The organism is Rhodopseudomonas julia, assembly GCF_030813515.1.
GTDB lineage: Bacteria > Pseudomonadota > Alphaproteobacteria > Rhizobiales > Afifellaceae > Afifella > Afifella julia.
This window is the reverse complement of the sequence record NZ_JAUSUK010000002.1, coordinates 414113-439636: the sequence shown is the minus strand read 5'-3', so window position 1 is coordinate 439636 and position 25524 is coordinate 414113. Positions and strand designations below refer to the sequence as shown.

Sequence of the window (25524 nt, the reverse complement as noted above, 5' to 3'; positions counted from 1 at the left end):
GGCTTTGCAGCTGGGTCACAGCCCCTTTGACCCAAGGACGCCTTCGCAAGCGCCTCCGCCGTCATTATTTGTGCAACACAGCACGATTATGATGCGCCGCAATGTCGGCGTAGGGCCCGACACCATCAAGATAAAAACGGGTTCGTGGAAGCGCACCAAAGAACGGCTGCAAGCAACCACCGCACTGCAACACAGGCCGGCAAAAGCCACCGAAGGCATGCTGCCGGCACACGAACCGGAATTTCAGACGGCAATTCCCCCTGCCGTCCCATGATGGAGAAGCCACATGAAGACCCTCACTCTCGCACGCCCCGCCTCCGGGCCCCTCAGCGCACCGGCCTCGACCGTATCGATGGGCGAAGGCGCCCGCACCCTCTTCTCGCGCGCCTGGACATCCGTGAAGCAGCGCTACCAGTACGGCGAACTCGTTCGCGAGCTGGAAGGCTATCGTGACCGCGACCTCGCCGATATGGGCTTTGACCGCAGCGAGATCCGCCGCGTGGCCTATGAGGGTGCCTACGGCCGCTCCCGCGCCTGATTTGCCGATCTCCGGCGGCCGGCCATCCCCGGACCGCCCGTAAAACGGCCGCCCGAAAACCTCCATCACCCGTCCTGGCTGGCGGCCGCACCAAGCTCCGCCCGCCGGGGCGGATCGGCACCGCGGCGTCCGCAGGTGATGCCGGCGGCCTCAGTGGCAAAGGCGATGAGCGCCTCCACCTCGTCCCGGCGCAGCCTGGAAAGCGCCTCGCGCGATTTCGTCGAGCGCTCCGCCAGGCCGGCAATCAAGGCGGCCATGAAGCTGTCGCCAGCGCCGACCGTATCGACCACGTCGACCTCGGAGCCTTTGACGGACACGCGTCCGAATGAACCGAAGGCTTCCGCCCCTTCCCGGCCATAGGTGACGACGACCAGGGTCGCGCCCGCGGCGCGCCAGCGCTCGGCGGTCTCGGCCGGCGGCGCGCTCGGATAAAGAAGCCCCAGATCCTCCTCGCTCACCTTGACGAGATCCGTCGTCGGCAGGAAGGCGTCCAGGCGTTCGCGCCAGAGCGCGAGATCCGGCTCCACATTGAGCCGCACATTGGGATCGAGCGTCACCAGCCGCTCGCCCGCCTCTCGCCCCAGAAGCGACAGGAGGCTCGTGCCGATCGGCTCGGTGACAAGCGAAAACGAGCCGGCATGCACGCCCCAGATGTCGCGACTGAAGACCGGCAGATCGGAAAGGTTGACGGCCCGGTCCGCCGCCCCGTCTCCATAAAACGCGTAAGAGGGCGAGCCGTCTTTGCCGAGCGTCACCAGGCTCAAGGTCGTGCGTCGGCTGGAGCGCAGAAGAAATCCGGTCTCCACACCTTCGGTCTTGAGCGCCGCAAAGAGCTTCTCGCCCAAAAGATCCGTCGAAAGTCCCGTGAAAAGCGCCGCCTCCTGGTCGAGGCGGGCGAGCCCCACGGCGACGTTGAAAGGCGATCCGCCGATGCGCGCGTCAAAGGAGAGCCCTTCGCCCTTGTCCGAACCGTAAAGATCCCAGAGCGCCTCGCCGCAGACGACGAACATCAGGCCGCTCCCGCCGGGGTTTGAACGAAGCCTCGCTGCATCTTCTCCTCCCCTCCGGCGGCCTCTTTGTAGGCCTTATCACCCCGCCTTGTCATTTCCGCCGGGTCGCGCGTCCTAGGCCATAGAACATGGCCCCAAGCCGCACTCGACAGGCCGGGCGAGCGGGCGGCGCCGCGCTCGGGCCGGCGGCTTCCACACGAGCCGGCCCCCAGAGATAGGCAGCGCAGCGCCGCCTGACCGGCAGCCATGGCTCACGCACCCATCCACATCGGATCTTCAAAGTCAATAACTAAATCACATTGGTTTTTTAATTTTCTTTCGGCTAGCCTGCGCTGCCGCAAGAGGACGAACCGCAAGGACTGCGAAGGCACGGCGAGATGCGAGGCGGAGACACAACCGGGCTGCGCGCCTACAACGAGCGGCTGATCATCCACGCGCTCTTGCGCGCCGGCGCCCTGTCGAAGGCGGAGATCGCGCGCGAGACCGGCCTCTCCGGCCAGGCCGCCTCCGTCATCGTCAACCGTCTCCTGGCCGAAGGTCTCCTCATCAAGCGCGACAAGGTCCGCGGCCAGGTCGGCCAGCCGTCCACCCCGATCGCACCCAATCCGCAGGGCGCCTTCTCGCTCGGCGTCAAGATCGGCCGCCGCAGCGTCGAGGCGATCCTCGTCAATCTTCTGGGCGAGGTGATCGGCTCCGCCCAGGAAAGCTATTACGCGCCCTTGCCGGAGGAGACGGTCCGTCTCGCCATCGCCCAGGCGAGCGATCTTCTCACCTCCCTCGACGCCTCCTCCAGAAAGCGCGTCGTCGGCCTCGGCATCGCCATGCCGAGCGAGCTTGAGGCCTGGGCGACGGAACTCGATTTGGCGCCGGGCGCCCTAGACGCCTGGCGCGACATCGATGTCGCCGCCGCCTTGCAGGAGGCGACCGGCCTCCCCGCCTCCCTCCACAACGACGCGACGGCCGCCTGTGCCGCGGAAGTGATCCTGGGCGATGCCGTCACCCGCCGCAGTGCGCTTTACCTTTATCTCGGCACCTTCATCGGTGGCGGCATCGTCATCGACGGCAAGCTCTATCGCGGCGAGCAGTTCAACGCCGGCGCCATCGGCTCCATGCCGACCGCCCATCAAGGCGCCACGGGCGCGCCGCAGCAGCTCATCCACACCGCCTCCATCATCCAGCTGCAACAGGCCTTCACCGAGGAGGGGATCGACCCGGGCGAGGCGCTTCTGCGCGGCGACGACATTCCAGGTGCTACAAAGATCTTCGACGCGTGGGCGACACAGGCGGCGGAGGAAATGGCGCGCGCCGTCATATCGGCCATGAGCGTCATCGATTTTGAGACGATCGTGGTCGACGGCCTGCTGCCGCCGGCCTGGCGCACCCGCATCACCCAGCGCCTCGCCGAAGCGGTGCAGCATTTCAACCGTCTCGGCCTCACCCCCGCCGAGATCGTCTCCGGCTCCGTCGGGCCGATGGCCCGCGTTCTGGGCGCCGCAATGCTGCCGCTCCAGGCGCGCTTCTCACCCAACACCGACCTCCTCGTGCGCCAGACGATCGCGCGCCAGAGCGACGCCGAAGCCGCGTCTTCGCTCGCGGACTAGCCGCCTCCCACACGCACTGTCCGCCCGCTCTTTGCATTCCGGCCGGCTTGTGCCCATCATGGCTGCAAACAAGAAAACGATTTCTCTCGGGGGGTCTCCTCGGGAGAAACCGAGGAAACCCGCTTGAGGACCGTCCATGAGCCTCGCCCCATGAGCCTCACTGCCGCGCGCAGCGTTGAGCCTGCGCCGCGCGTTCCCGAATTCGGACCCTGGCTCGCTCAGGCCTCGATCCTCGTCGTCGACGACGAGCCGGGCATGCGCAATTTTCTCGTCCGCACGCTGAAGCCCCGCTGCAAGCGCCTGGAAGAGGCGGCCGACACCACCGAAGCCTCCAGAAGGCTCGACGAGCACCATTTCGACGTTGTCATTCTCGACAACATCATGCCCGGCAAGAGCGGCGTCGAATGGCTGACAGAACAGCGCGAGATCGGCCTTTTCGCCGATGCGATCCTGATCACCGCCTATGCCGATCTCGAAACGGCGATCCAGGCGCTGCGCGCCGGCGCCGTCGATTTCGTCCTGAAACCCTTTCGCTCCAACCAGATCCTCAACGCCGTCGCGCGCTGCCTCGACCGCATCCGTCTGCAGCGCGAAATCCATGTCCTGCGCCACGAACTGCGCTCCACCGCCGATCACATGCTTCTGCGCGACAAGCTGATCGGCCATTCCCCCGGCATCGGCGAGGTGCGCGACACCATCGCCCGCGTGGCGCCCCTGCCGACCTCGGTTCTCATCACCGGCCAGTCCGGTACGGGCAAGGAGGTGGCGGCGCGCTCCATCCACGCCCTCTCCGAGCGCGCCGACAAGCCCTTCGTCGCCGTCAATTGCGCCGCCGTGCCGACCGACATGCTGGAGGCGGAGCTTTTTGGCCATCTGAAAGGCGCCTTCACCGGCGCCGATGCGGGCCGCGAGGGCCTCTTCATCCATGCCCATGGCGGTACGCTCTTTCTCGACGAGATCGCCGAACTGCCGCTGGCCATGCAGAGCAAGCTCCTGCGCACGATCGAAGACCGGCGTGTGCGCCCGGTCGGCTCGGAGCGCGAGGTGCCGGTCGATGTGCGCTTCATCTTTGCCACCAATGCCGACCTCGAAGCCGCTGTCGAAGAGGGCCGTTTCCGCACCGATCTCTTCTACCGCATCAACGTCATGCAGATCGCCATGCCGCCGCTCGCCGCCCGCGGTGAGGACGTGATCGAGCTCGCCACCCTCTTCATGCAGCGCCTGTCGAAGCAGCTCGGCATGCCCCCGGTCGAAATCGATGCCGCCGTGCGCGCGGGCCTCGCCGCCTATGACTGGCCCGGCAATGTCCGCGAGCTCAGAAACCTCATCGAGCGCTCGCTCATCCTCGGCCGCTTCCCGCCGGAATTTCGCGGCGATCCCGCCACGGGCACAGAAGGCGCGCACGCCCCCGAAGTCGCCGGCGAGCCCGGAGAAGCACTCGAAGAGGTGGAGCGCCGCCATATCCTGCGCATTCTCGAAGCGACCGGCGGCAACCGCGCCGAAGCCGCCCGCCGTCTCGGCGTCTCGCGCAAGACCATCGACCGCAAATGCTCAGCCTGGAACATCTGAGCTGGGGCCGCTGAGATGACGTCTGAGCCGGCGCAGCCCGCTCTTGCGCAGCCCGACCTTGCGCGGCCCGACCTTGCGCGGTCCAGTCCCGAAAAAATCGGCCGCCACCGTTCCGTTCGCTTCCGCCTCCTGGCGATCGCGCTTTTGCCGACCTTCGTCATCCTGCCGCTTCTTCTCGGCGTCACCATCGTTCGCTGGAACGCGAAATTCGACCAGCTTCTGAAGTCGAAGGTGCATGGCGACCTCACCATCGCCGACCAGTATTTCAACCGCATCCTGGAGACGACCGGCGACGAGATCGACGCGCTCGGCCGGTCCGCCGAATTCCGGGATGTGATCGAGGCGGATGCCCCCGCCCCCCTCGCCGCCTATCTGGAGAAGAGCCGCAAGGCGCTCGGCCTCGATTTCCTCTATCTCGTCAGCACCGGCGACGGTGTGCACGCGACCTCCCCCGCAGGCGCAGCCCCGAACCTTTCGGGCGACCGGCCGGTCGTCCAAAAGGCCCTTGCCGGCAAGCCCACGACGGCGATCGACATCTTTTCGGGCGACGAGCTCGCCGCCATTTCGCCGGCGCTTGCCGCGCAGGCGCGTCTCCCCCTCATCGACACGCCCAACGCCGTGCCGACCGACGAGACGGCCGAAACCCGCGGCATGGTCGTGCATTCGGCAAGTCCCGTGCGCCTACCCGGGCAGGGCCCCGCCGCCCTCGTCGGCGGCCTTCTCCTCAACCAGAACCTCGTCTTCATCGATACGATCAACGACCTCGTCTATCGCGCTGAAAGCCTGCCCGCCGGCAGCCAGGGCACGGCGACCCTCTTCCTCGACGATGTGCGCGTCTCCACCAATGTCCGGCTTTTTGAGGACAAGCGCGCCCTCGGCACCCGGGTTTCCGCCGCCGTGCGCTCCGCCGTCCTCGGCGAAGGCCGCGTCTGGCTCGACAGCGCCTTCGTCGTCAACGACTGGTACATCTCCGCCTACGAGCCGATCACCGACAGTTTTGGGCGCCGCGTCGGCATGCTCTATGTCGGTTTCCTGGAAGCTCCGTTTGAGCGCACCAAGCTCGTCTCGCTTCTCACCCTCATCGCCGCCTTCGCCGCCGTCACCGCCTTGAGCGTGCCGCTCTTCCTGCGCTGGGCGGGCTCCGTCTTCCGCCCGCTGGAGCGCATGACGGAGACGATCTCCAAGGTAGAGGCCGGCGATATGAGCGCCCGCACCGCCCTTCCGGACAATGAAGACGAGATCGCCCGTGTCGCCGCCCATCTCGACGGGCTTCTCGATCAGGTGCAGGAGCGCGACCGGCAACTCCGCTCCTGGAACGAGGAGCTCAACGCCCGCGTCGCGGACCGCACGCGCGAGCTGAGCGAAGCGAACCGCCAGCTCGAGGCGACGACGAAACAGCTCATCATGTCGGAAAAGCTCGCCGCCATCGGCGAGATCACGGCCGGCGTCGCCCACGAGATCAACAATCCCGTCGCCGTCATGCAGGGCAATCTCGAAGTCATGCGCTCGATCCTCGGCGAGGCCGCCGTCCCCGCCGAAACGGAGATCCGCCTCATCGACGAACAGATCGACCGCATCGGCCAGATCGTCACGAAACTCCTGCAATTCGCCCGGCCGGAGGAATATGCGGGCTTCGTCGACCGCCACGCCCCCGCCGACGTCGTCGCCGACTGCCTGCCCCTCGTCCAGCATCTCCTCAACAAGGCGGAGATCGAGGTCGCGCGCCGCGACACCGCCACCCGCCTCGTCCTCATGAACCGCACCGAGCTGCAGCAGGTGCTGGTCAACCTCATCGTCAACGCCATCCACGCCATGCCCGACGGCGGCCGGCTGACGATTGCGACCTCCGATACGGATCGCGACGGCACGCCGGGCATTCAGATCGCGGTCGAAGACACCGGTATCGGCATCCCGCCGGAGGTGCTCTCGAAAATCTTCGATCCCTTCTTCACCACCAAGCGCCAGGAAGGCACCGGCCTCGGCCTCTCGATCAGCCAGACGCTGATCGTCCAGCAGGGCGGCACTCTGACGGTCACAAGCACGCCGGGCGAAGGCACGATCTTCGTGATTTTTCTGCCCGAGGCGCGCTGACGGCTCCAAGTCACGTCGCGACAATCTCGGCGTCACAGAGACAATTTGTCCTATTTTTGCTGACGTCGCTTCCCGCCCGAGGGACCTTTTGTCCCTCTGCCCCTCGACAAAAATCCCGGAAAACCGCCGCTTTCTCGCTTCCCCCGGTCTGGCATCCCTCTTGCGTAGCCTTCTCGCGCCACGCCGAAAAAACGGGCGGGCGCTGCGCAGCCACGTCCTGCGCAGGGAGGAAACGACAAGGGGCGCTCACTTGCCGAAAGACCGCGGTCACGCGGCACGGCGGGGCGGGCCCGGGAGGGAAAATCGCGACATGTTCGACAGCCTCAAGAAGGAACACATCGTCGCTGGCGAGAACTTCAACCGTTGGAAGGTCCCGCCGGCCTCGATCGCCATCCATCTGTGCATCGGCTCCGTCTATGCCTGGAGTATCTTCAACCCGCCGCTGACGCGTGAATTCGGCGTCGTCGCCGCCTCCGCCGGCGATTGGAGCCTGCAATCCGTCGTCTGGATCTTCTCCGTCGCCATCGTCTTCTTAGGCCTTGCCGCGGCCTTCGCCGGCAAGTGGCTCGAAGAAGTCGGCCCGCGCATGGTCGGCGTCGTCGCTGCGGCCTGTTGGGGCGGCGGCTTCCTCGTCGGCGGCCTCGGCATCGTCACCCACCAGCTCTGGCTCGTCTATCTCGGCTACGGCGTCATCGGCGGTTGCGGCCTCGGCCTCGGCTATGTCTCGCCCGTCTCGACTTTGATCCGCTGGTTCCCGGACCGGCGCGGCATGGCGACCGGCATGGCCATCATGGGCTTTGGCGGCGGCGCCATGATCGCCACGCCGATCAAGGAATTTCTGCTGCGCACCTTCTACGAGGTCCCGACCTATCTCGGGCCGGAAAGCGCCGTCTCCCTCGTCACCGAAGGCGGCCGCCGCATGGCCGAGGTCAACGGCCAGATGGTCGAGGTCGTCGTCGCCGGCGCCAAGCAGGTTGCCGCGGCACCCGTCGCCATCGAGCCCGGCATCTACGTCGCCGGCACCGGCAACACCGGCGCGGCGATGACCTTCTTCACCCTCGGCATCATCTATTTCATCGTCATGGTCATCGCCTCCTTCTCCTACCGCGTACCGCGGGAGGGCTGGAAGCCGGCCGGTTGGGAACCTGCCGCCGCGCATGTCGCCCAGCGCAAGATGATCTCCGACAACGACGTCCACATCGACCAGGCGCTGAAGACGCCGCAATTCTATCTTCTGTGGATCGTGCTCTGCTTCAACGTCACGGCCGGCATCGGCGTCATCGGCGTCGCCAAGACCATGATGACGGAGATTTTTGGCACCACCCTGCCCTTGATCGTGAATTCCGCCTTCGCGGCGACCTACGTCTTCATGATCTCGGTGTTCAACATGATCGGCCGCTTCCTGTGGGCCTCGGCGTCGGACTATATCGGCCGCAAGAACACCTATTATTGCTTCTTCGTTCTCGGCACGATCCTCTATCTGTCGATCCCGTTTGCGGCCCAGCAGGTGAGCGTCGATCCGGCGGTGACATGGCTCGTCATGTTCTACGCCGCGACGATGATCATCTTCACCATGTATGGCGGCGGCTTCGCCACCATCCCGGCCTACCTCGCCGACATTTTTGGCACCAAATATGTGGGCGGCATCCATGGTCGGCTTCTGACGGCCTGGAGCACGGCGGGCGTTCTCGGCCCTCTCGCCATCACGCAGCTGCGCGAAATGTCCCTGTCGAGCGCCATCCATGATGTCGCCGCCCGCATCGATCCTTCCGTCTTCCGGGAGAAATTCGGCGCCGGCATCGACCAGCTCGACCAGCTGATCGCCACCCATACGGTGACGATCGGCCGGCTGATGGAGATCGCCCCCGCCGGCACCGTCGATCCGACGCCGAGCCTCTACAACACCACCATGTACTGCATGGCGGGGCTCCTGGTGCTCGCGCTCATCGCCAATTCGCTCGTCCGTCCGGTGCACGAGAAGCATCACATCGACGAGACGACGGAAGAGATCGAAGGGCGCGTCGTCGCCGCGGCCGAATGACGGAACTTGCGGCCGGGCGTCATGCCCGGCCGTCTTTTGTCTCCCAGGCGGGGCGTCACGCCCGGCCCTCTCTCATTGCCATTGCCGGGCGCTTGGCTCGGCCGCCTTTTCTCAACGCCCGCATCCTGTATCGTGGGCACGTCGCGGGCGGACCGAAGATCCGCCAGGCGGCGGGAGACGCTTATGATCGACAAGCTGGAAATGTTCATCGCGCTTGCCCGCGAGAAGCATTTCGGCCGTGCCGCCGAGGATTGCCGGGTCACCCAGCCGACGCTCTCCTCCGCCATCAAGCAGCTCGAAGATCAGTTCGGCGTCATGCTGGTGTTCCGTGGCTCGCGCTATCAGGGGCTGACGCCGGAAGGCCAGCGGGTGCTCGAATGGGCGCGCCGCATCGTCGGCGACGTCCGCTCCATGCAGGAGGATCTGAGGACCGCGCGCCACGGCCTTTCGGGCCATCTGCGCATCGCCGCGATCCCGACGGCCCTCTCCGCCGTCTCCGAGCTGACGACGCCCTTCGCCGAGGCGCATCCCGGCATCACCTTCACCGTCCTGTCGCGCACGTCGATCGAGATCCTGTCGCTTCTGGAAAATCTCGAGATCGATGTCGGCATCACCTATCTCGACAACGAGCCGCTCGGCCGCGTCACCACCGTGCCGCTCTACGAGGAGCGCTACGCCTTCGTCACCCAGGCGGACGGGCCGCATGCCGGCAAAAAGAGCATCACCTGGAAAGAGGTCGCGGACGCACCCCTCTGCCTGCTGACGCCCGACATGCAGAACCGCCGCATCGTCAACCAGAAGATGGGCGAGGCCGGTGCGAGCGCCAATCCGACGCTCGAATCCAATTCCGTCATCACCCTTTTCTCGCATGTGCGCACCGGCCGCTGGTCGAGCGTCATGCCCTGGCGGCTGGTGGACGCCTTCGGCCGCCTGGACAATCTGACGGCCATCCCGATCGTGGAGCCGGAAGCCGCGGAAAGCATCGGCCTCGTCGCCGCCTACCGCGAACCGCACACACCGGTTCTCGCCGCACTTCTCGCGGAAGCCCGCAAGGTTTCGCAGCTTCTGCCCCGAGACAAACAGCCCTCTGCCTAGCGCTCGATAGGTTTTCCCGATCAGTCGACGGGATAACGCTATTGATAAGACATGACGTCGCGCGTCAAAATTACCGCAATAAGAAATCCGGCAAAAACAATCGCCGGCCATGGGAGGAAGAATGACTGCCCAGTCAGGCGCAGCGGACATTGCCGTCCGTGCCATAGCGATCGTCGATGACAATGCCGCCCTCGAAGGCCCGCTCCTGCCGATCTTGCACGACCTGCAGGAAGAGTTCGGCTGCGTGCCGGAAGAGGCCGTGCCGGTCATCGCGAACCGCCTCAATCTGAGCCGCGCCGAAGTCCATGGCGTCGTCAGCTTCTATCCCGACTTCCACCACACCCCCTCCGGCCGCCATGTCCTGAAAGTCTGCCGCGCCGAGGCCTGTCAGTCGATGGGCGGCGAAAAAATCGCCGACCGCGTGCGGTCAGCGCTCGGCATCGACTGGCATGAGACGACGCCCGACGGCGCCGTCACGCTCGAACCCGTCTACTGCCTCGGCCTCTGCTCCTGCGCCCCAGCCGCGATGCTCGACGGCGAGGTGACCGGACGCCTCGACGAAACCCGCCTCGCCCCGCTTCTCGACGAGGCCCAGCGATGACCGATCCCGTCAAAGACCCCGTGAAGGTCTACGTCCCGCGCGATGCCGGCGCGCTGGCGCTCGGCGCCGACAAGGTCGCAGCCGAGATCGCCCGCGAGGCGGAGGCCCGCGGTCTCGATATCCGCCTCATCCGCAACGGCTCCCGCGGTCTCTTCTTCCTGGAGCCGATGGTGGAGGTCGCGACCGAGGAAGGCCGCCTCGCCTATGGCCCGGTCGCGCCGGGCGACGTCGCCTCCCTCTTCGATGCGGGCTTTCTCACGGGCGCCGACCACCCCCTCGCCCAGGGCGAAACGGAAAAAATCCCCTTTCTCGCCCGGCAGACCCGCCTCACCTTCGCGCGCTGCGGCATCATCGATCCGCTCGATCCGGCCGATTACGAGGCGCATGGCGGCCTGAAGGGGCTGCGCAACGCCGTCATGATGACGCCCGAAGAGATCGTCGAGACGATGATCAAATCGGGTCTCCGCGGTCGTGGCGGCGCCGGCTTTCCGACCGGCATCAAATGGAAGACCGTCGCCGAAGCCAGGGGCGAGCAGAAATACATCGTCTGCAACGCCGACGAGGGCGACAGCGGCACCTATTCCGACCGCATGATCATGGAGGGCGACCCCTTCATGCTGATCGAGGGCATGGTGATCGCGGGTCTCGCCACCGGCGCGACGCGCGGCTACGTCTACACCCGCTCCGAATACCCGCATGCGATTGCGACGATGCGCGACGCGATCGCCATTGCCCGCAGCCACGGCTTTCTCGGCCCCGACATTCTGGGCTCCGGCCACGCCTTCGACATGGAAATCCGCATGGGCGCCGGCGCCTATGTCTGCGGCGAGGAGACCTCGCTCCTGAACAGCCTGGAAGGCAAGCGCGGCGTCGTGCGCGCCAAGCCGCCGCTTCCCGCCCATGAAGGCTTTCTCGGCCGCCCGACCGTCGTCAACAACGTCATCTCGCTTGCCACCGTGCCGGCAATCCTCGACCACGGGCCGGAATTCTTCCGCGATTTCGGCGTCGGCCATTCGCATGGCACGATCCCGATCCAGATCGCCGGCAACGTCAAGAATGGCGGCCTCTTCGAGATCGCCTTCGGCCTCACCTTGCACGAACTCGTCGACGAGATCGGCGGCGGCACCAGAAGCGGCCGCCCGGTCAAGGCGGTGCAGGTCGGCGGCCCGCTCGGCGCCTATTTTCCGCGCGCCCTCTTCGACACGATCTTCGATTACGAAGCCTATACCGCGAAGAACGGCCTGATCGGCCATGCCGGCATCGTCGTCTTCGACGACACCGTCGACATGCTGAAGCAGGCCCGCTTCGCCATGGAATTCTGCGCCATTGAATCCTGCGGCAAGTGCACCCCCTGCCGCATCGGCTCCGTCCGCGGTGTCGAGGTCGTCGACAGGATCGCGGCGGGCGAGGATCCTGACGCGCAGATCGCCCTCATGACCGACCTCTGCCAGACCATGCGCTTCGGTTCGCTCTGCGCTCTCGGGGGCTTCACGCCCTTTCCGGTCCTGAGCGCGATCGAACATTTCCCCGACGATTTCCGCCCCACCCCCTTCGCCGAAGCCGCCGAATAGAGCCGAGGAGCAGCCTGATGAGCCTCATCCACGAAATCGACTACGGCACCCCCGCCTCCACCTCCGAAGAGACGGTGACCCTCACCATCGACGGCTTCGAGATCACAGTCCCGGCCGGCACGTCGCTGATGCGTGCCGCCGCAGAAGCTGGCATCCAGGTGCCGAAACTCTGCGCCACCGATATGGTGAAATCCTTCGGCTCCTGCCGCCTCTGCCTCGTCGAGATCGAGGGACGGCGCGGCACGCCCGCCTCCTGCACCACGCCGGTCGCCCCCGACATGGTCGTGCACACCCAGACGCCGCGCCTCAAGGAGATCCGCCGCGGCGTCATGGAGCTTTATATCTCCGACCACCCGCTCGACTGCCTCACCTGCGCGGCGAACGGCGATTGCGAGCTCCAGGACATGGCGGGCGAGGTCGGCCTGCGCGACGTGCGCTACGGCTATGACGGTGCCAACCACGTCAAGGCGAGGAACAACGGCGAGGCGAACCCGCGCTACCGGCCGAAGGACGAGAGCAATCCCTATTTCACCTTCGATCCGACGAAATGCATCGTCTGCTCGCGCTGCGTGCGCGCCTGTGAGGAGGTGCAGGGCACCTTCGCGCTGACGATCGAAGGCCGCGGCTTCGGCTCCGTGGTCGCCGCCGGCCAGGACGAAGAGTTCCTGGCATCGGAATGCGTCTCCTGCGGCGCCTGCGTCCAGGCCTGCCCGACGGCGACGCTCCAGGAAAAATCGGTGATCGACAACGGCCTGCCGGAGCATGCGCGCGTCACCACCTGCGCCTATTGCGGCGTCGGCTGCTCCTTCAAGGCGGAGATGCGCGGCGAGGAACTCATCCGCATGGTCCCCTACAAGGACGGCAAGGCGAACCGCGGCCATTCCTGCGTCAAGGGCCGCTTCGCCTATGGCTATGCCAATCACAAGGATCGCATCCTCAACCCGATGATCCGGGAAAAAATCACCGATCCCTGGCGCGAGGTCTCCTGGGAAGAGGCGCTCGCCCATACGGCGTCGGAATTCCGCCGCATCCAGCATCAATACGGCCGCGGCGCGCTCGGCGGCATCACCTCCTCGCGCTGCACCAACGAAGAGACCTTCATCGTCCAGAAGCTGGTGCGCGCCGGCTTCGGCAACAACAATGTCGATACCTGCGCCCGCGTCTGCCATTCGCCGACCGGCTACGGCCTCAAGACCACCTTCGGCACCTCCGCCGGCACGCAGGATTTCGACAGCGTCGAGAAGACCGACGTCGTCATCCTCATCGGCGCCAATCCGACGGACGGCCATCCGGTCTTCGCCTCCCGCCTCAAGAAGCGTCTGCGCGAAGGGGCAAAACTCATCGTCATCGATCCGCGCCGCATCGATCTCGTGCGCTCGCCGCATATCGAGGCGTCCTATCACCTGCCCCTGAAGCCGGGCTCCAACGTCGCGGTCCTGACCGCGCTCGCCCATGTCGTCGTCACCGAAGGCCTCTTCGACGAGGCTTTCATCCGCGAGCGCTGCGACTGGGACGAGTTCCAGGATTGGGCGGCCTTCGTCTCCGAGCCGCGCAACTCACCGGAAGAGGTGGAAAAAATCTCCGGCGTGCCGGCCGCCGCCATCCGCGGCGCGGCACGTCTCTATGCGACCGGCGGCAACGGTGCGGTCTATTACGGCCTCGGCGTGACCGAACACAGCCAGGGCTCGACCACCGTCATGGCCATCGCCAACCTCGCCATGGCGACCGGCAATCTCGGCCGTGCCGGCGTCGGCGTGAACCCGCTCCGCGGCCAGAACAACGTTCAGGGCTCCTGCGATATGGGCTCCTTCCCGCATGAGCTGCCGGGCTACCGCCACATCTCCGACGAGGCGACGCGCGACATCTTCGAAAAGCTCTGGAACGTGACGCTCGACGACGAGCCGGGCTTGCGCATCCCCAACATGCTCGATGCCGCCGTCGACGGCTCCTTCCGCGGCATCTACATCCAGGGCGAGGACATCCTGCAGTCCGACCCCGATACCAAGCATGTCGCCGCCGGCCTCGCCGCCATGGAATGCGTCGTCGTCCACGACCTCTTCCTGAACGAGACGGCGAATTACGCCCATGTCTTCCTGCCGGGCTCCACCTTCCTGGAGAAGGACGGCACCTTTACGAACGCCGAGCGGCGCATCAACCGCGTCCGCCGCGTCATGGCGCCGAAGAACGGCTATGCCGATTGGGAGGTGACGCAGCTTCTGGCGAACGCGCTCGGCTGCGGTTGGAACTACACCCATCCGCGCGAGATCATGGCCGAGATCGCGGCGACCACGCCGAGCTTTGCAGGCGTCACCTACGACCTCCTGGAAAAGGAAGGCTCGGTGCAATGGCCGTGCAACGACAAGGCACCGAAGGGCACGCCGGTCATGCATGTCGGCGGCTTCCAGCGCGGCAAGGGCAAATTCGTCGTCACCGAATATGTGGCGACGGACGAAAAGACCGGCCCGCGCTTCCCGCTCCTTCTGACGACCGGCCGCATCCTCACCCAGTACAATGTCGGCGCGCAGACGAGGCGCACCGCGAACACCGTCTGGCATGAGGAAGATCGCCTCGAAATCCATCCCCACGACGCCGAACAGCGCGGCATCAAGGACGGCGATTGGGTGCGGCTCGCCAGCCGCTCCGGCGAGACCTCGCTGAAAGCCCGCATCACCGACCGTGTCGCGCCGGGCGTCGTCTACACGACCTTCCACCACCCGGGCACGCAGGCGAACGTCATCACCACGGATTTCTCCGACTGGGCCACCAACTGCCCGGAATACAAGGTGACCGCCGTCCAGGTCGCGCTGTCGAACGGACCGAGCGACTGGCAGCAGGAATATGAGGAGCAGACCCGCCAGGCCCGCCGCATCGCCCCGGCGATGGAAGCGGCCGAGTGAGAGAGGCGCCGAATGAGGGAGCGAGGATGACGCAAAAGACCCATCACCCGGTCGCCCGCATCGCCCACCGCCTCGGCAAGGCGCGGCCGGGCGAACGCGATCTGCCGGAAGAGACGGCCGTCGCCCTCACCTATGGCGGCACCACCCAGGCGGTGATGATGGCGACACCTGCCGATCTCGTCGATTTCGCCGTCGGCTTCACACTGACGGAAGGCATCATCGATACGGCGGAAGCGATCGACGCCGTCGACATCGTCGAACTCGAAGCCGGCATCGACGTGCAGATCATGCTTGCCGACGATGCGGACGAAAATCTCGCCGAACGCCGCCGTCGCCTTGCCGGTCCCGTCGGCTGCGGGCTCTGCGGCATCGAAAGCCTGGAAGGCGCCGTGCGCCAGCCGCCGCCGGTCCCCGCCTCGGATCTCACCCTGTCGCCCGCCGAAATCGCCCGAGCCATGGGCGCGCTCTCCCGCGCCCAGCCGCTGCATGCCGCAACGCGCGCCGTGCATGCCGCCGGCCTTTACGTTCCGGGCGAAGGCCTCGTCGCGGTGCGCGAAGACGTCGGCCGCCACAACGCTCTCGACAAGCTCGCGGGCGCCCTCGCCCGCCACGAGATCCCTGCCGCCCAGGGCGCCATCGTGCTGACGAGCCGCGTCTCGGTCGAAATGGTGCAGAAGGCGGCCGTCGCCGGCAGCCCGATCCTGCTTGCCGTCTCGGCCCCCACGGCACTTGCCGTCCGCATGGCGGAGGCCGCCGGCATCACCCTCGTCGCCATCGTCCGCGACCGCGACTTTGAAGTCTTCACCCATCCGGGCCGCATCACCGGCACGCCCGAAACCTCGGCGAGGCTCACCCATGTCGCCTGACAAACTCGCCTATATGGCGAACCAGATCGCCACCTTCTTCAAGAGCCGGCCGGAACATGAGGCCGCCGCCGGCGTCGCCGACCACATCAACTCGTTCTGGGAACCGCGCATGCGCGCAAAACTCTTCGAGATCCTGGATGCGGGCGGCACCGGCCTCGACCCCCTCGTCGTCGAGGCCGCCCCGATGATCCGCCAGCCGAAGCCCGAGCGCGCCTGAACAGGGGCGCACCCGCCCCTTTCGAACACCATCCCGAAAGCCGACGCCCGGTTCGCGCCGGAGGCCGGGTTTCAGCTGCGCGCTGAGTTCACTTGAACCGGCCGCCGCGCTCGAGAACCTCGATCTTGTAGCCGTCGGGATCTTCGATGAAGAAGAAGCGCGCGAAGGGCGCGCCCTGATGCACCATTTCCTTGATGTCCTTCGGCGCTAGCCCGGCCTCACGCATACGCGCATGCTCTTTATCGAGGTCGCCGACGGATACGGCCATGTGCCCGTAGCCGTTGCCGAGATCATAAGGTGTGCTTTCGCCCTTGTTGATCGTCAGCTCCAGCTCGAATTCGCTTTCTTCGTTTGCCAGATAGACGAGCGTGAAGCCGTCGAACTCGTAACGGTCGGCGATCTTGAGGCCAAACGCCTTGTCGTAGAATGCCACCGAGCGCTCCTCTTCGAGCACGCGGATCATCATGTGAATATTCTTGGCCACCTTCGCCTCGCTGCCTTCGCCGCTTTTTCTGGGCTCGCGCCGGCGTCTCGTCAGGCCGGCTGCTGGCCGATATGCCACCGCGCCCTCATCACCGTCAACGAACCGGGAAGGCGCAAGAAAAACCCTTTCGCGACCCTACGTCAGCCGGTGTTTCTCAGAAAATCTCTGCATCCCTCACCCAATCTGACTTGAAGTTTCAGGCAAACCGATGCGACAACATGCACCGAGCGGAATAAAACAAAGAACCGCTCCGCGGCTGCTGTGAACAAAAGACGGCGGGGCCGCAGGGAGGATTGAAGTGCTTCCCCGCAAACCCGCTGCGCAATGGGCAACTGTGACCAGGCGGGGAAATGTCGGAATTCATTCTCGAAACCGAGAATCTCACGAAGTATTTTGCCGGCTTCACGGCGGTCGATGGCGTCAATCTCGGGGTACGTGAGGGCACGATCCATGCTCTCATCGGTCCGAACGGCGCCGGCAAGACGACCTGCTTCAACCTCATCACCAAATTTCTGCAGCCGAGCTCGGGCACGATCCGTTACGCCGGCCACGACATCACCCGGTCGACGCCGCATCACGTGGCCCGCGACGGCCTCGTGCGCTCGTTTCAGATCTCCGCGGTCTTTCCGCATCTGACGGCGCTCGAAAACGTCCGTCTCGCGCTGCAGCGCCCGACCGGCCTCTCCTTCCATTTCTGGAAATCGAGCCGGGTTCTGGAGCGGCTGCACGAGCGCGCCTACGAGCTTCTCTCAGCCGTCGGCCTGTCGGAGTTCACCGACACTTTGGCGGTCGAGATGCCCTATGGCCGCAAGCGCGCACTCGAGATCGCCACGACGCTGGCCCTCGAACCCAAGGTCATGCTCCTCGACGAGCCGATGGCCGGCATGGGCCATGAGGACATCGCCCGCGTCTCCGATCTCATCCGCCAGGTGGCGCAAAACCGCACTGTCTTGATGGTGGAACACAATCTCGAAGTCGTCGCCAACCTCTCCGACACGATCACGGTCCTGCAGCGCGGCCAGATCCTGGCGGAGGGCAGCTACGACGAGGTCTCACAAAACCCCGAGGTCCGGGAGGCCTATATGGGCACGGGCGACGAGGCGGAGGCATGAGCGTGCGCAAGACCATCCTCGAAGTCTCCGATCTCAATGCCTGGTACGGCGAATCCCACGTTCTCCACGGCGTCGATTTCGAAGTCCGCGAAGGCGAGGTCGTGAGCCTTTTGGGCCGCAACGGCGCCGGCAAAACGACGACTTTGCGCTCCATCATGGGCCTCGTCGGGCGGCGCACCGGCTCGATCCGCTTCGACGACCAGGAACTCATCGACCTGAAGCCCGACAAGGTCGCCCGCCGCGGCATCGCCTATTGCCCGGAAGAGCGCGGCATCTTTGCGAGCCTCACCGTGGAGGAGAACCTTCTCCTGCCCCCCGTCGTGCAGAAGGGCGGCCTGCCCATCCCGGAAATCTACGAGCTCTTCCCGAACCTGAAGGAGCGGCTTCTCGGCGCCTCCGGCACCCGCCTGTCCGGCGGCGAGCAGCAGATGCTGGCGATCGGCCGCATTCTTCGCACCGGAGCGAAGCTCCTGCTGCTCGACGAGCCGACGGAGGGCCTCGCCCCCGTCATCGTCCAGCAGATCGGCGCCAGCGTGCGTCGCCTGCAGGAGCTCGGCTTCACCGTTCTGCTGGTTGAACAGAACTTCCATTTCGCCGCCCGCCTCGCCGACCGTCACTACGTCATCGAGCATGGCCGCGTCGTCGACCGTTACCAGCGCGACGACATCAAGACGCGCATGGGCGAACTCAACGAACTTCTGGGCGTGTAACGGACGGCGCCCGGGAACAAGACAAAAAGTCCAAGCGAGAGGAGAAACTCAATGAGCATCAAATCGGTCGCACTGGCCTCAACAGCGCTTGCCGCACTTGCCGCGATGGTGGGCGCAGCGCAGGCAGAGATTTCCGACAACGTCGTCAAGATCGGCGTCCTCAACGACCGCTCCGGCCTCTATGCCGATCTCTCCGGCGAAGGCTCCGTCGTCGCTGCCCGCATGGCGGTGGAAGATTTCGGCGGCAAGGTCGGCGACGCCAACATCGAAGTCGTCTCCGCCGACCATCAGAACAAGCCCGATGTCGGCTCATCGATCGCGCGCGAATGGATCGACCAGGACGGCGTCGATGTCATCGTCGACGTGCCGACCTCGTCGGTGGCACTCGCCGTGCAGCAGGTGACCTCGGAAAAGGACACGGCCTTCCTCGATTCCGGCGCCGGCTCGACCGCGCTCACCAACGACCAATGCGCCCCGACCTTCGTGCACTGGACCTACGACACCTACGCCATGTCGGTCGGCACCGGTAAGGCGGTCGTCGAACAGGGCGGCAAGAGCTGGTTCTTCCTGACCGCCGATTACGCCTTCGGCCATCAGCTCGAAAAGGACACCTCCGCCGTCGTGAAGGAGAATGGCGGCGAGGTTCTGGGCTCCGTCAATCACCCGCTCTCCACCTCCGACTTCTCCTCCTTCCTCCTGCAGGCGCAGGCCTCCGGCGCCGATGTCATCGGCCTGGCCAACGCCGGCGGCGACACCACCAACGCGATCAAGCAGGCGAACTCTTTCGGCATCGTCCAGAGCGGCCAGAAGCTCGCGGCACTTTTGGGCTTCATCACCGATGTCGACGCCCTCGGCCTCGATGTCGCGCAGGGTCTGACGCTGACGACGGGCTTCTACTGGGACCGCACCGACGAGACGCGCAAATTCGCCGATCGCTTCGCCGAGAAGATGAACGGCCAGAAGCCGACGATGGTGCAGGCCGGCGTCTATTCCGCCGTCACGCATTATCTGAAAGCCGTGGACGAGATCGACGATGACGGCGGCGAAGCCGTCGTCACCCAGATGAAGACGATGCCGGTCAACGACTTCTTCGCCGAGAACGGCAAGATCCGCGAGGATGGCCGCATGGTCCACGACATGTATCTCGTCGAGGTGAAGAGCCCGGACCAGTCGGAAGGCAAGTGGGACTACTACAACATCGTCAAGACGATCCCTGGCGATGAGGCCTTCCAGCCGCTCGACAAGGGCAGCTGCAAGCTCGTCAGCAACTGATCGCCCGTAAAACGGCCCGGCGCGGCGTCGCCGCCCGGGCCTCTCTCTAACGCCGGGTCCCCCCAACCAAGGAAAGGCTCTTATGCAGGAAATCCTGGGTGTGCCGGCGCCCCTGTTGTTCGGGCAGCTCCTGATCGGGCTCATCAACGGCTCGTTCTACGCGCTGTTGAGCCTCGGCCTGGCCGTCATCTTCGGCGTCTTGAACGTCATCAATTTCGCCCATGGGGCGCTCTATATGATGGGCGCCTTCGTCGCCTGGCTCTTGTTGCATCATCTCGGCATCGGCTACTGGCCGAGCCTCCTGGTCGCCCCGTTGATCGTCGGCGTCTTCGGCATCGTCATCGAGCGCACCATGCTGTCGCGCCTTTATGACCTCGACCATCTCTACGGCCTGCTTCTGACCTTCGGCCTCGCCCTCATCATCGAGGGCACCTTCATCAATTTCTACGGCGTCTCCGGCCAGCCCTACGCCCCGCCCGAGATCCTGACCGGCGGACACAATCTCGGCTTCATGTTCCTGCCGACTTACCGCGCCTGGGTCATCGTCGCCTCGCTTCTCGTCTGCGTCGGCACCTGGCTTCTGGTGGAGCGCACGCGTCTCGGCGCCTATCTGCGCGCCGCGGTCGAAAACCGTGAGCTGGTGCGTGCCTTTGGCATCAACGTGCCCCTGATGATGACGCTCACCTACGGTTTCGCCGTGGCGCTGGCGGCCTTTGCCGGCGTTCTCGCCGCGCCCGTCTATACGGTGAGCCCGATCATGGGACAGCATCTCATCATCGTCGTCTTCGCCATCGTCGTCATCGGCGGCCTCGGCTCCATCCTCGGCTCCATCCTCACCGGGCTTGGCATCGGCATCGTCGAAGGCCTGACGAAGACCTTCTACCCGGAGGCCTCCTCCACCGTCGTCTTCGTCATCATGGCGATCGTTCTCATCTTGCGGCCGAACGGCCTTTTCGGGAGGCCCCGCGAATGACCGACACCACATCCAATGTGGAACTCAGCGACGACACGTTTCGCAGGCACCGCCTCGCCGGCTATCTGATTGCAGCCGTCGGCATCGCCGCCCTCGCGGTCGCGCCCTTCCTCGGCATCTATCCGATCTTCCTGATGAAGCTTTTGTGCTTCGCCCTCTTCGCCTGCGCCTTCAATCTGATGCTGGGCTATGTCGGGCTTCTCTCCTTCGGCCACGCCGCCTTCTTCGGTATGGCGGCCTATGTGGCGGGCCATGCCGTCAAGGTCTGGGAGCTCGGCACCGTCTTCGGCATTGCGGCCGGCACTGTGACGGCCGGGGTGATGGGCCTCGTCTTCGGGGCGATCGCCATCCGCCAGAAGGGCATCTATTTCGCCATGATCACGCTGGCGCTCGCCCAGATGGTCTTCTTCTTCTGCCTGCAGGCGCCCTTCACCCATGGCGAGGACGGCATCCAGGGCATCCCCCGCGGCACGGTCTTCGGGCTCATCGATCTGCGCGACACGCTGACCATGTACTATTTCGTGGCCGTGATCTTTGCCGCGGGCTTCTTCGTCCTCTACCGCACCGTCCATTCACCCTTCGGCCAGGCCTTGAAAGGCATCCGCGAGAACGAGCCGCGCATGATCTCGCTCGGCTATCCGGTCGCGCTCCTGAAAGTGCTCGCTTTCACCATGTCGGCCGCGATCACCGGTCTTGCCGGCGCGACGAAGGCGATCGTCTTCCAAAGCGCCACCCTGACGGACGTCAACTGGCATATGTCGGGGGAAGTCGTGCTGATGACTTTGATCGGCGGCATGGGCACCATTCTCGGACCCGTCGTCGGCGCCGGCATCGTCATCGCGCTGCAGAACTATCTGTCGACGATCGGCTCCTGGGTGACGGTCGTCATGGGCGCGATCTTCGTCATCTGCGTCCTCACCTTCCGCCGCGGCATCGTCGGCGAAATTCTAGCCCGGACGCGACGATAGAGCGGTTCGGATGAACCACTCTATCGCGGGGCTTGGGGTTGCACCCGAGCCAGTTAAATTTCGCGTCGGCGGCGATCCGCTGCCTCAAGCCGCTCGCCCGGTGCCCGCATCGCGCTTTGCGCCTCTCTTGCCGGATCGCCTTGCCGAACGCGAAAAAGAATCGTTTCCCTCAAAATGAGCGATGCTCCGGAGCGGGCCGACGCCCGCTCCACTGTCACTCCGGCCTTACCCGAGTCGGGCCTTATGCGGCACGAACATTTTCCAGGAACTGGTCCATCGCGCCACGCAGCGAGCCGAGCCGCGTATCGAGATCGCCGACCGACTTGCGCAGTTCGGTGCTCGCATCGCCGGTCCGCATCGCCGATTCCGACACCTTGCCGATCGACGCGCTGACCTCCTGAGTGCCGGTCGCGGCCTCGGTGATGTTGCGGGCGATCTCGCTCGTGGCGGCGTTCTGCTGCTCGGTGGAGGCCGCAATCTCGTCGGAGCGCTGGGCGATGTCGCGCACCATCTCGGCGATGGACTGCGTCGCTTCGATGGACACGTCCGCCGCTGACCGGATGTCGGCGATCTGACGGTTGATTTCCTCCGTCGCCTTGGCCGTCTGCTCGGCGAGAGCCTTCACCTCGGCGGCGACGACGGCAAAGCCTTTGCCCGCCTCGCCGGCCCGCGCCGCCTCGATCGTCGCATTGAGCGCCAGAAGATTGGTCTGCGAGGCGATGTCGGTGATGAGCTGCGTCACGTCGCCGATCCGCCGCACGACCGCATTGAGGCCGTCGACCGCCTGGCTCGACCGCTCCACCTCGTCGGCGGCCGTGCGGGCAACCTTTGAGGAGGCTTCGATCTGGGCACTGATGTCGCGCGTGGAGGCGGATAATTCCTCGGTGGCGCTGGCCACCGTCTGGACATTGTTGGTCGCCTGCTCGGCCGCCGACGACACCGTCAGCGACTGCTCGCTCGTGGAACTTGAGACCTCCTGCAGAAGACCTGCCGTCTCCTCCAGATGCTGCGAGGCGGAGCTGATCTCGCTGGAAAGGCTGAGAACGGAGGCCTCGAACTCATCGGCCAGACGCAGCATCGCTTCGCGGCGCTGCCGGTTCGCGGCCTCGCGCTCTTCGGCCGAGGCGGTCTCCAATTCCCGCGCCCGCACCAGGCTCGCACGGAAGATGGACAGCGCATTGTGCATCCGCCCGATCTCGTCGGCGCGCTTCACCTCCGTCAGCGTCATGCCGGTCTCGCCCTCAGACAGGGCCTGGGTGACCTTCGCGAGGCTGCCGAGCGGACGCACGACGCTCAGATGATTGAAGATGCCGAAGAGAACGGCGCAGAGCGCGCTGATCACGGCGCTGACGATCGCCACCGTTTCCACCATCGACAAGGCGCGGTTCTGGGCACTCGCCAGAACGCTCTGCTGCTCGGCCAGCTCTGAGAGAGCCAGCTTGATATCGGCCCGCACCGCCTGAAAGGCCGCCTGACCGTTGCCGGCCGCTTCGATCGCCTTGGCGAGATCGACGGTCATCGGATCGCGCATCAGAGCGATCTGGCGCACGACGAAATCCTGATACCATTGGCGCCACTTCGTCATGGCGTCGCCGATATGGTCGGCGACCTCCAGATAGGCGAGCATCGGCGCGATCTCGGCCGCGAGGGCCTCGGTGTCCGCTCGTTTCGCCTCGATCCGGTCAACCCAGTCGCGGTCGCCTGTCAGAAGGAAGTTTTTGAGGCCGACGGACTGGTCGTCGATGACGCCCTCGAGCTTGCTGATCTCGATGATCGAATTCTGAAGCTCGCCGTAATTGCCAACGGCGCGTTCGGCCTCTACGGCCTGGAGATAGATCACGGTGTTGAGCGCGAGGCCGATCACGGTCAAAACCGTGAAGGCCAGGATCGCTTTCAGCGTGACGGACATGTTGTTGAGCACGGTCAGATCTCCGATCACTGGGCGATGGCGAGCTTGCGGCGCGCCAGCTCAGTCAGATTCACTTCGACAGTGACGGCACCGATCGGCGTCTTGTCGGTTTCTTCGGCAAGCGTCATGTTCACCTGCGCCCGCCAGATGTTCAGCGCGTCGTCCCATTCGGGCTCGTCGATGAAGACGGCGCCTGCGCCATTCGGGAACGTCTCCTGAAACTTCGCCTCGTCGCCCTGCCAGAAATCGCCCGTAATCGACGACTGCCCGACATTCAGCCCCTTGTCGTCCATCACGAAGATCTCGACGAAGAGGCCGGCCGACTGGCCCTGCATCCGCGTCAGATAGACCGACAGCGGGTTCGACAGCGTCGCCGCGATCAACGGCTTGTCGGCCGCCTCGCGCTCCGCTTTCCATTGCGTGTCGAGCTGATCGATCATGGCCTGGTCGAGCGCGCCATAGCGCTGGTTCTGGGTCCGAACAGAGAGACGCACGACTTCCGAATCCATCCATGTCCGGATGTCGTCCATCACTTGGGCGTCGATGAGCCGTTTTGGATCGGGCGCCACGGAACCGGACGGGACAGGTTCCGCTTTTGCGGCGAAGGCTGGAACCGCCACAAGGGCGGCCATGGCAAGTCGGAGCATGGGCGTCTCATTCCAAGCAAAGAATTCGGTCTTGGCACCCATAAAATCTCAGGCTGTCGTGAGGCTGGAGGTTTTCTCCGAGAGTTACGGCCGCTTTTGTACGTTTTTCTTGAGCCGATCCTGACGGCATCTCTTGGCGCGCGCCAAATCACGCCGCCAGCAATCAGACAGTCAGGCCCGGACGCGTCACATCTTTGCTGGAACAAGAATCTCCGCCGCCCAGGAACGACACGCTCTAGCGCCCCTCCACGGAAAACTCCGGGCTGCCATGCCAGACGAGCGTCCAGGCCGCGCCAGGCCGCACGTTCTGGATGATGCCCGGATCGAAGGCGACGAAGCAGCACCCGCTTGGCCGGCGAACGGACGGATAGAGAAGGCCGCGATAGCCGTCGCGGCACAGTTGAGCAGCGAGCGCCTGTCCCGCCGGATAGCCGACCGCGGGATCGGGATCGAGCGCCGCCGCCTCCCTCTCCCGCACCGCTTTACCCGTCTCGATCTCCGGAAAATCGCCGATGAAATCGGCGAGAAGCTCAACATAATGCGCTTCGTCGTCGAAGCGGCCGATGAAGCCGAGCTCTCGCGTGCGGTGGAAGCCGACCTCGGCGGTCGCCGTCACCACGTCGTCGGCCGCGTACCAGGCGCCGCGCTCGCCGGAATTGAAGCGGTTGCCGGTCGGGCGCGTATAGGTGAAGGCGGCGTTGATATGGCTCTCGCCATAGACTTTGAGATCGTGCGCGCGGCGGGCGAAAACCAGTTCGCGGCGATCGAGCGCCGGGCTCCCCTCACGCTCCGCGATCAGCCGGGCGCTGGTTTCGCCTTCGAGCTCCGCCAAAATCTCCGCCTCCTCGTCGCTGTCGACGAGGCCGCGCAGCACCGGCGGCTTGTGATGCGTTTGCGAAATGAGACGAACGAGCCCGCGCGCATCGAGAGCGGTGACCCTCACGCCCCGCCCCGCAGGGCATCGACGTAATTGCGCACGCGCAGGATTTTCGGCAGCCCCCCTGCGATCATCGCATCGATCGGCCGGCGCCCGTCGAATTCCGGCCCCTTGTTGGGGAGCCTGACCCATTGGCGCGCGATCGGCGGATTGAAATAGAGTTCGAGCGATTTGTAGAGGCCGACGATGGCGCTGAGCCTGAGCATCTGATCGCGGGTAAGATCGCCGGCAAAGCTCGGCCTGCGCGCCCGCTTCCAGGTCGATTCCGACATGTCGGCGAGCAAGGCCGCCTCGCGCCCCGTCAGCGACCATGAATCGGCGATGCGGCCCACCGCCTTCAAGGCGACCGCCCGCACATCTTCCGTCGAAGGCTCTTTGAGCGCGTCTTCCATCATGGTCTCCCGACACGCAAAAC

At 65.3% G+C, this 25524-nt stretch carries 22 protein-coding genes; 16 read left to right on the top strand and 6 right to left on the bottom strand.

Annotation, left to right across the window (positions count from 1 at the left end):
• Window positions 1-286 precede the first annotated feature (286 nt).
• Window positions 287-538 (top strand): DUF1127 domain-containing protein, encoded by a 252-nt coding sequence (locus J2R99_RS11210; RefSeq protein ID WP_307154567.1) that lies wholly within the window; start codon window positions 287-289, stop codon window positions 536-538.
• A 65-nt stretch (window positions 539-603) separates the two neighbouring features.
• Here J2R99_RS11210 and J2R99_RS11205 read toward each other — a convergent pair whose 3' ends face one another.
• Entirely contained in the window at window positions 604-1548 is a 945-nt protein-coding gene (locus J2R99_RS11205) for a carbohydrate kinase family protein (protein ID WP_307154566.1), read from the bottom strand.
• 377 nt (window positions 1549-1925) lie between these two features.
• On the opposite strand from J2R99_RS11205, the gene J2R99_RS11200 reads away from it, so the two are divergent.
• The 10 genes from J2R99_RS11200 to J2R99_RS11155 all read left to right on the top strand — a co-directional run bounded on the left by J2R99_RS11200 (window position 1926) and on the right by J2R99_RS11155 (window position 16097).
• Window positions 1926-3149, top strand: coding sequence for an ROK family transcriptional regulator (locus J2R99_RS11200; RefSeq protein WP_307154565.1), 1224 nt, complete (start codon window positions 1926-1928; stop codon window positions 3147-3149).
• Between the two features lie 150 nt (window positions 3150-3299).
• Complete coding sequence (locus tag J2R99_RS11195) at window positions 3300-4718, top strand: sigma-54-dependent transcriptional regulator (RefSeq protein WP_307154564.1); 1419 nt, start codon at window positions 3300-3302, stop codon at window positions 4716-4718.
• A gap of 15 nt (window positions 4719-4733) precedes the next feature.
• Window positions 4734-6809 (top strand): sensor histidine kinase, encoded by a 2076-nt coding sequence (locus tag J2R99_RS11190; RefSeq protein ID WP_307154563.1) that lies wholly within the window; start codon window positions 4734-4736, stop codon window positions 6807-6809.
• A 310-nt stretch (window positions 6810-7119) separates the two neighbouring features.
• Entirely contained in the window at window positions 7120-8850 is a 1731-nt protein-coding gene (locus J2R99_RS11185) for an OFA family MFS transporter (RefSeq protein ID WP_307154562.1), read from the top strand.
• Between the two features lie 183 nt (window positions 8851-9033).
• A complete protein-coding gene (locus J2R99_RS11180; protein WP_307154561.1) occupies window positions 9034-9945 on the top strand; it encodes a LysR family transcriptional regulator in 912 nt (303 codons plus the stop codon).
• A 121-nt stretch (window positions 9946-10066) separates the two neighbouring features.
• The gene (locus tag J2R99_RS11175) at window positions 10067-10546 is read left to right on the top strand and encodes a formate dehydrogenase subunit gamma (protein ID WP_307154560.1); all 480 of its coding nucleotides are present in this window, start codon (window positions 10067-10069) and stop codon (window positions 10544-10546) included.
• Window positions 10543-12117, top strand: a complete 1575-nt coding sequence (locus tag J2R99_RS11170; protein WP_307154559.1) for a formate dehydrogenase beta subunit — start codon at window positions 10543-10545, stop codon at window positions 12115-12117. Before J2R99_RS11175 ends, J2R99_RS11170 begins: the two co-directional genes overlap by 4 nt.
• Before the next feature lie 17 nt (window positions 12118-12134).
• A complete protein-coding gene (gene fdhF, locus J2R99_RS11165) occupies window positions 12135-15014 on the top strand; it encodes a formate dehydrogenase subunit alpha (RefSeq protein WP_307154558.1) in 2880 nt (959 codons plus the stop codon).
• A 26-nt stretch (window positions 15015-15040) separates the two neighbouring features.
• On the top strand, window positions 15041-15880 hold the full coding sequence (fdhD, locus tag J2R99_RS11160) for a formate dehydrogenase accessory sulfurtransferase FdhD (RefSeq protein WP_307154557.1): 840 nt from the start codon (window positions 15041-15043) through the stop codon (window positions 15878-15880).
• The gene (locus J2R99_RS11155; RefSeq protein ID WP_307154556.1) at window positions 15870-16097 is read left to right on the top strand and encodes a formate dehydrogenase subunit delta; all 228 of its coding nucleotides are present in this window, start codon (window positions 15870-15872) and stop codon (window positions 16095-16097) included. The genes fdhD and J2R99_RS11155 overlap by 11 nt, the downstream gene beginning before the upstream one ends.
• A gap of 88 nt (window positions 16098-16185) precedes the next feature.
• Here the strand turns inward: J2R99_RS11155 and J2R99_RS11150 are convergent, their stop codons facing one another.
• A complete protein-coding gene (locus J2R99_RS11150) occupies window positions 16186-16581 on the bottom strand; it encodes a VOC family protein (RefSeq protein WP_307154555.1) in 396 nt (131 codons plus the stop codon).
• A gap of 350 nt (window positions 16582-16931) precedes the next feature.
• Here J2R99_RS11150 and J2R99_RS11145 point away from each other — a divergent pair, with 350 nt between their 5' ends.
• The 5 genes from J2R99_RS11145 to J2R99_RS11125 all read left to right on the top strand — a co-directional run bounded on the left by J2R99_RS11145 (window position 16932) and on the right by J2R99_RS11125 (window position 21616).
• On the top strand, window positions 16932-17693 hold the full coding sequence (locus J2R99_RS11145; RefSeq protein ID WP_307154554.1) for an ABC transporter ATP-binding protein: 762 nt from the start codon (window positions 16932-16934) through the stop codon (window positions 17691-17693).
• Entirely contained in the window at window positions 17690-18403 is a 714-nt protein-coding gene (locus J2R99_RS11140; RefSeq protein ID WP_092810471.1) for an ABC transporter ATP-binding protein, read from the top strand. Before J2R99_RS11145 ends, J2R99_RS11140 begins: the two co-directional genes overlap by 4 nt.
• A 57-nt stretch (window positions 18404-18460) precedes the next feature.
• Window positions 18461-19675: an ABC transporter substrate-binding protein gene (locus J2R99_RS11135; RefSeq protein ID WP_370872418.1), complete on the top strand. Its 1215-nt coding sequence runs from the start codon at window positions 18461-18463 to the stop codon at window positions 19673-19675.
• Window positions 19676-19757: 82 nt separating this feature from the next.
• Window positions 19758-20648 carry a branched-chain amino acid ABC transporter permease gene (locus tag J2R99_RS11130; protein WP_307154551.1) on the top strand — a complete coding sequence of 297 codons (891 nt, stop codon included), beginning with the start codon at window positions 19758-19760 and terminating at the stop codon, window positions 20646-20648.
• Window positions 20645-21616 carry a branched-chain amino acid ABC transporter permease gene (locus J2R99_RS11125; protein WP_307154550.1) on the top strand — a complete coding sequence of 324 codons (972 nt, stop codon included), beginning with the start codon at window positions 20645-20647 and terminating at the stop codon, window positions 21614-21616. The genes J2R99_RS11130 and J2R99_RS11125 overlap by 4 nt, the downstream gene beginning before the upstream one ends.
• Window positions 21617-21857: 241 nt before the next feature.
• Here the strand turns inward: J2R99_RS11125 and J2R99_RS11120 are convergent, their stop codons facing one another.
• From J2R99_RS11120 to J2R99_RS11105, 4 genes are all read right to left on the bottom strand, one after another.
• On the bottom strand, window positions 21858-23537 hold the full coding sequence (locus J2R99_RS11120) for a methyl-accepting chemotaxis protein (RefSeq protein WP_307154549.1): 1680 nt from the start codon (window positions 23535-23537) through the stop codon (window positions 21858-21860).
• A gap of 14 nt (window positions 23538-23551) precedes the next feature.
• Window positions 23552-24172: a hypothetical protein gene (locus tag J2R99_RS11115; RefSeq protein WP_307154548.1), complete on the bottom strand. Its 621-nt coding sequence runs from the start codon at window positions 24170-24172 to the stop codon at window positions 23552-23554.
• Window positions 24173-24407: 235 nt separating this feature from the next.
• The gene (locus J2R99_RS11110) at window positions 24408-25115 is read right to left on the bottom strand and encodes an RES family NAD+ phosphorylase (RefSeq protein ID WP_307154547.1); all 708 of its coding nucleotides are present in this window, start codon (window positions 25113-25115) and stop codon (window positions 24408-24410) included.
• Complete coding sequence (locus tag J2R99_RS11105) at window positions 25112-25504, bottom strand: MbcA/ParS/Xre antitoxin family protein (protein WP_307154546.1); 393 nt, start codon at window positions 25502-25504, stop codon at window positions 25112-25114. Before J2R99_RS11105 ends, J2R99_RS11110 begins: the two co-directional genes overlap by 4 nt.
• Window positions 25505-25524: the final 20 nt, after the last annotated feature.

What these genes read in the sequence shown, in the direction of transcription:
- J2R99_RS11210 (WP_307154567.1), top strand. Translation starts at nt 287, where the DNA reads ATGAAGACCCTCACTCTCGCACGCCCCGCCTCCGGGCCCCTCAGCGCA.
- J2R99_RS11205 (WP_307154566.1), bottom strand. Translation starts at nt 1,548, where the DNA reads ATGTTCGTCGTCTGCGGCGAGGCGCTCTGGGATCTTTACGGTTCGGAC.
- J2R99_RS11200 (WP_307154565.1), top strand. Translation starts at nt 1,926, where the DNA reads ATGCGAGGCGGAGACACAACCGGGCTGCGCGCCTACAACGAGCGGCTG.
- J2R99_RS11195 (WP_307154564.1), top strand. Translation starts at nt 3,300, where the DNA reads ATGAGCCTCACTGCCGCGCGCAGCGTTGAGCCTGCGCCGCGCGTTCCC.
- J2R99_RS11190 (WP_307154563.1), top strand. Translation starts at nt 4,734, where the DNA reads ATGACGTCTGAGCCGGCGCAGCCCGCTCTTGCGCAGCCCGACCTTGCG.
- J2R99_RS11185 (WP_307154562.1), top strand. Translation starts at nt 7,120, where the DNA reads ATGTTCGACAGCCTCAAGAAGGAACACATCGTCGCTGGCGAGAACTTC.
- J2R99_RS11180 (WP_307154561.1), top strand. Translation starts at nt 9,034, where the DNA reads ATGATCGACAAGCTGGAAATGTTCATCGCGCTTGCCCGCGAGAAGCAT.
- J2R99_RS11175 (WP_307154560.1), top strand. Translation starts at nt 10,067, where the DNA reads ATGACTGCCCAGTCAGGCGCAGCGGACATTGCCGTCCGTGCCATAGCG.
- J2R99_RS11170 (WP_307154559.1), top strand. Translation starts at nt 10,543, where the DNA reads ATGACCGATCCCGTCAAAGACCCCGTGAAGGTCTACGTCCCGCGCGAT.
- fdhF (WP_307154558.1), top strand. Translation starts at nt 12,135, where the DNA reads ATGAGCCTCATCCACGAAATCGACTACGGCACCCCCGCCTCCACCTCC.
- fdhD (WP_307154557.1), top strand. Translation starts at nt 15,041, where the DNA reads ATGACGCAAAAGACCCATCACCCGGTCGCCCGCATCGCCCACCGCCTC.
- J2R99_RS11155 (WP_307154556.1), top strand. Translation starts at nt 15,870, where the DNA reads ATGTCGCCTGACAAACTCGCCTATATGGCGAACCAGATCGCCACCTTC.
- J2R99_RS11145 (WP_307154554.1), top strand. Translation starts at nt 16,932, where the DNA reads ATGTCGGAATTCATTCTCGAAACCGAGAATCTCACGAAGTATTTTGCC.
- J2R99_RS11140 (WP_092810471.1), top strand. Translation starts at nt 17,690, where the DNA reads ATGAGCGTGCGCAAGACCATCCTCGAAGTCTCCGATCTCAATGCCTGG.
- J2R99_RS11130 (WP_307154551.1), top strand. Translation starts at nt 19,758, where the DNA reads ATGCAGGAAATCCTGGGTGTGCCGGCGCCCCTGTTGTTCGGGCAGCTC.
- J2R99_RS11125 (WP_307154550.1), top strand. Translation starts at nt 20,645, where the DNA reads ATGACCGACACCACATCCAATGTGGAACTCAGCGACGACACGTTTCGC.
- J2R99_RS11115 (WP_307154548.1), bottom strand. Translation starts at nt 24,172, where the DNA reads ATGCTCCGACTTGCCATGGCCGCCCTTGTGGCGGTTCCAGCCTTCGCC.
- J2R99_RS11105 (WP_307154546.1), bottom strand. Translation starts at nt 25,504, where the DNA reads ATGATGGAAGACGCGCTCAAAGAGCCTTCGACGGAAGATGTGCGGGCG.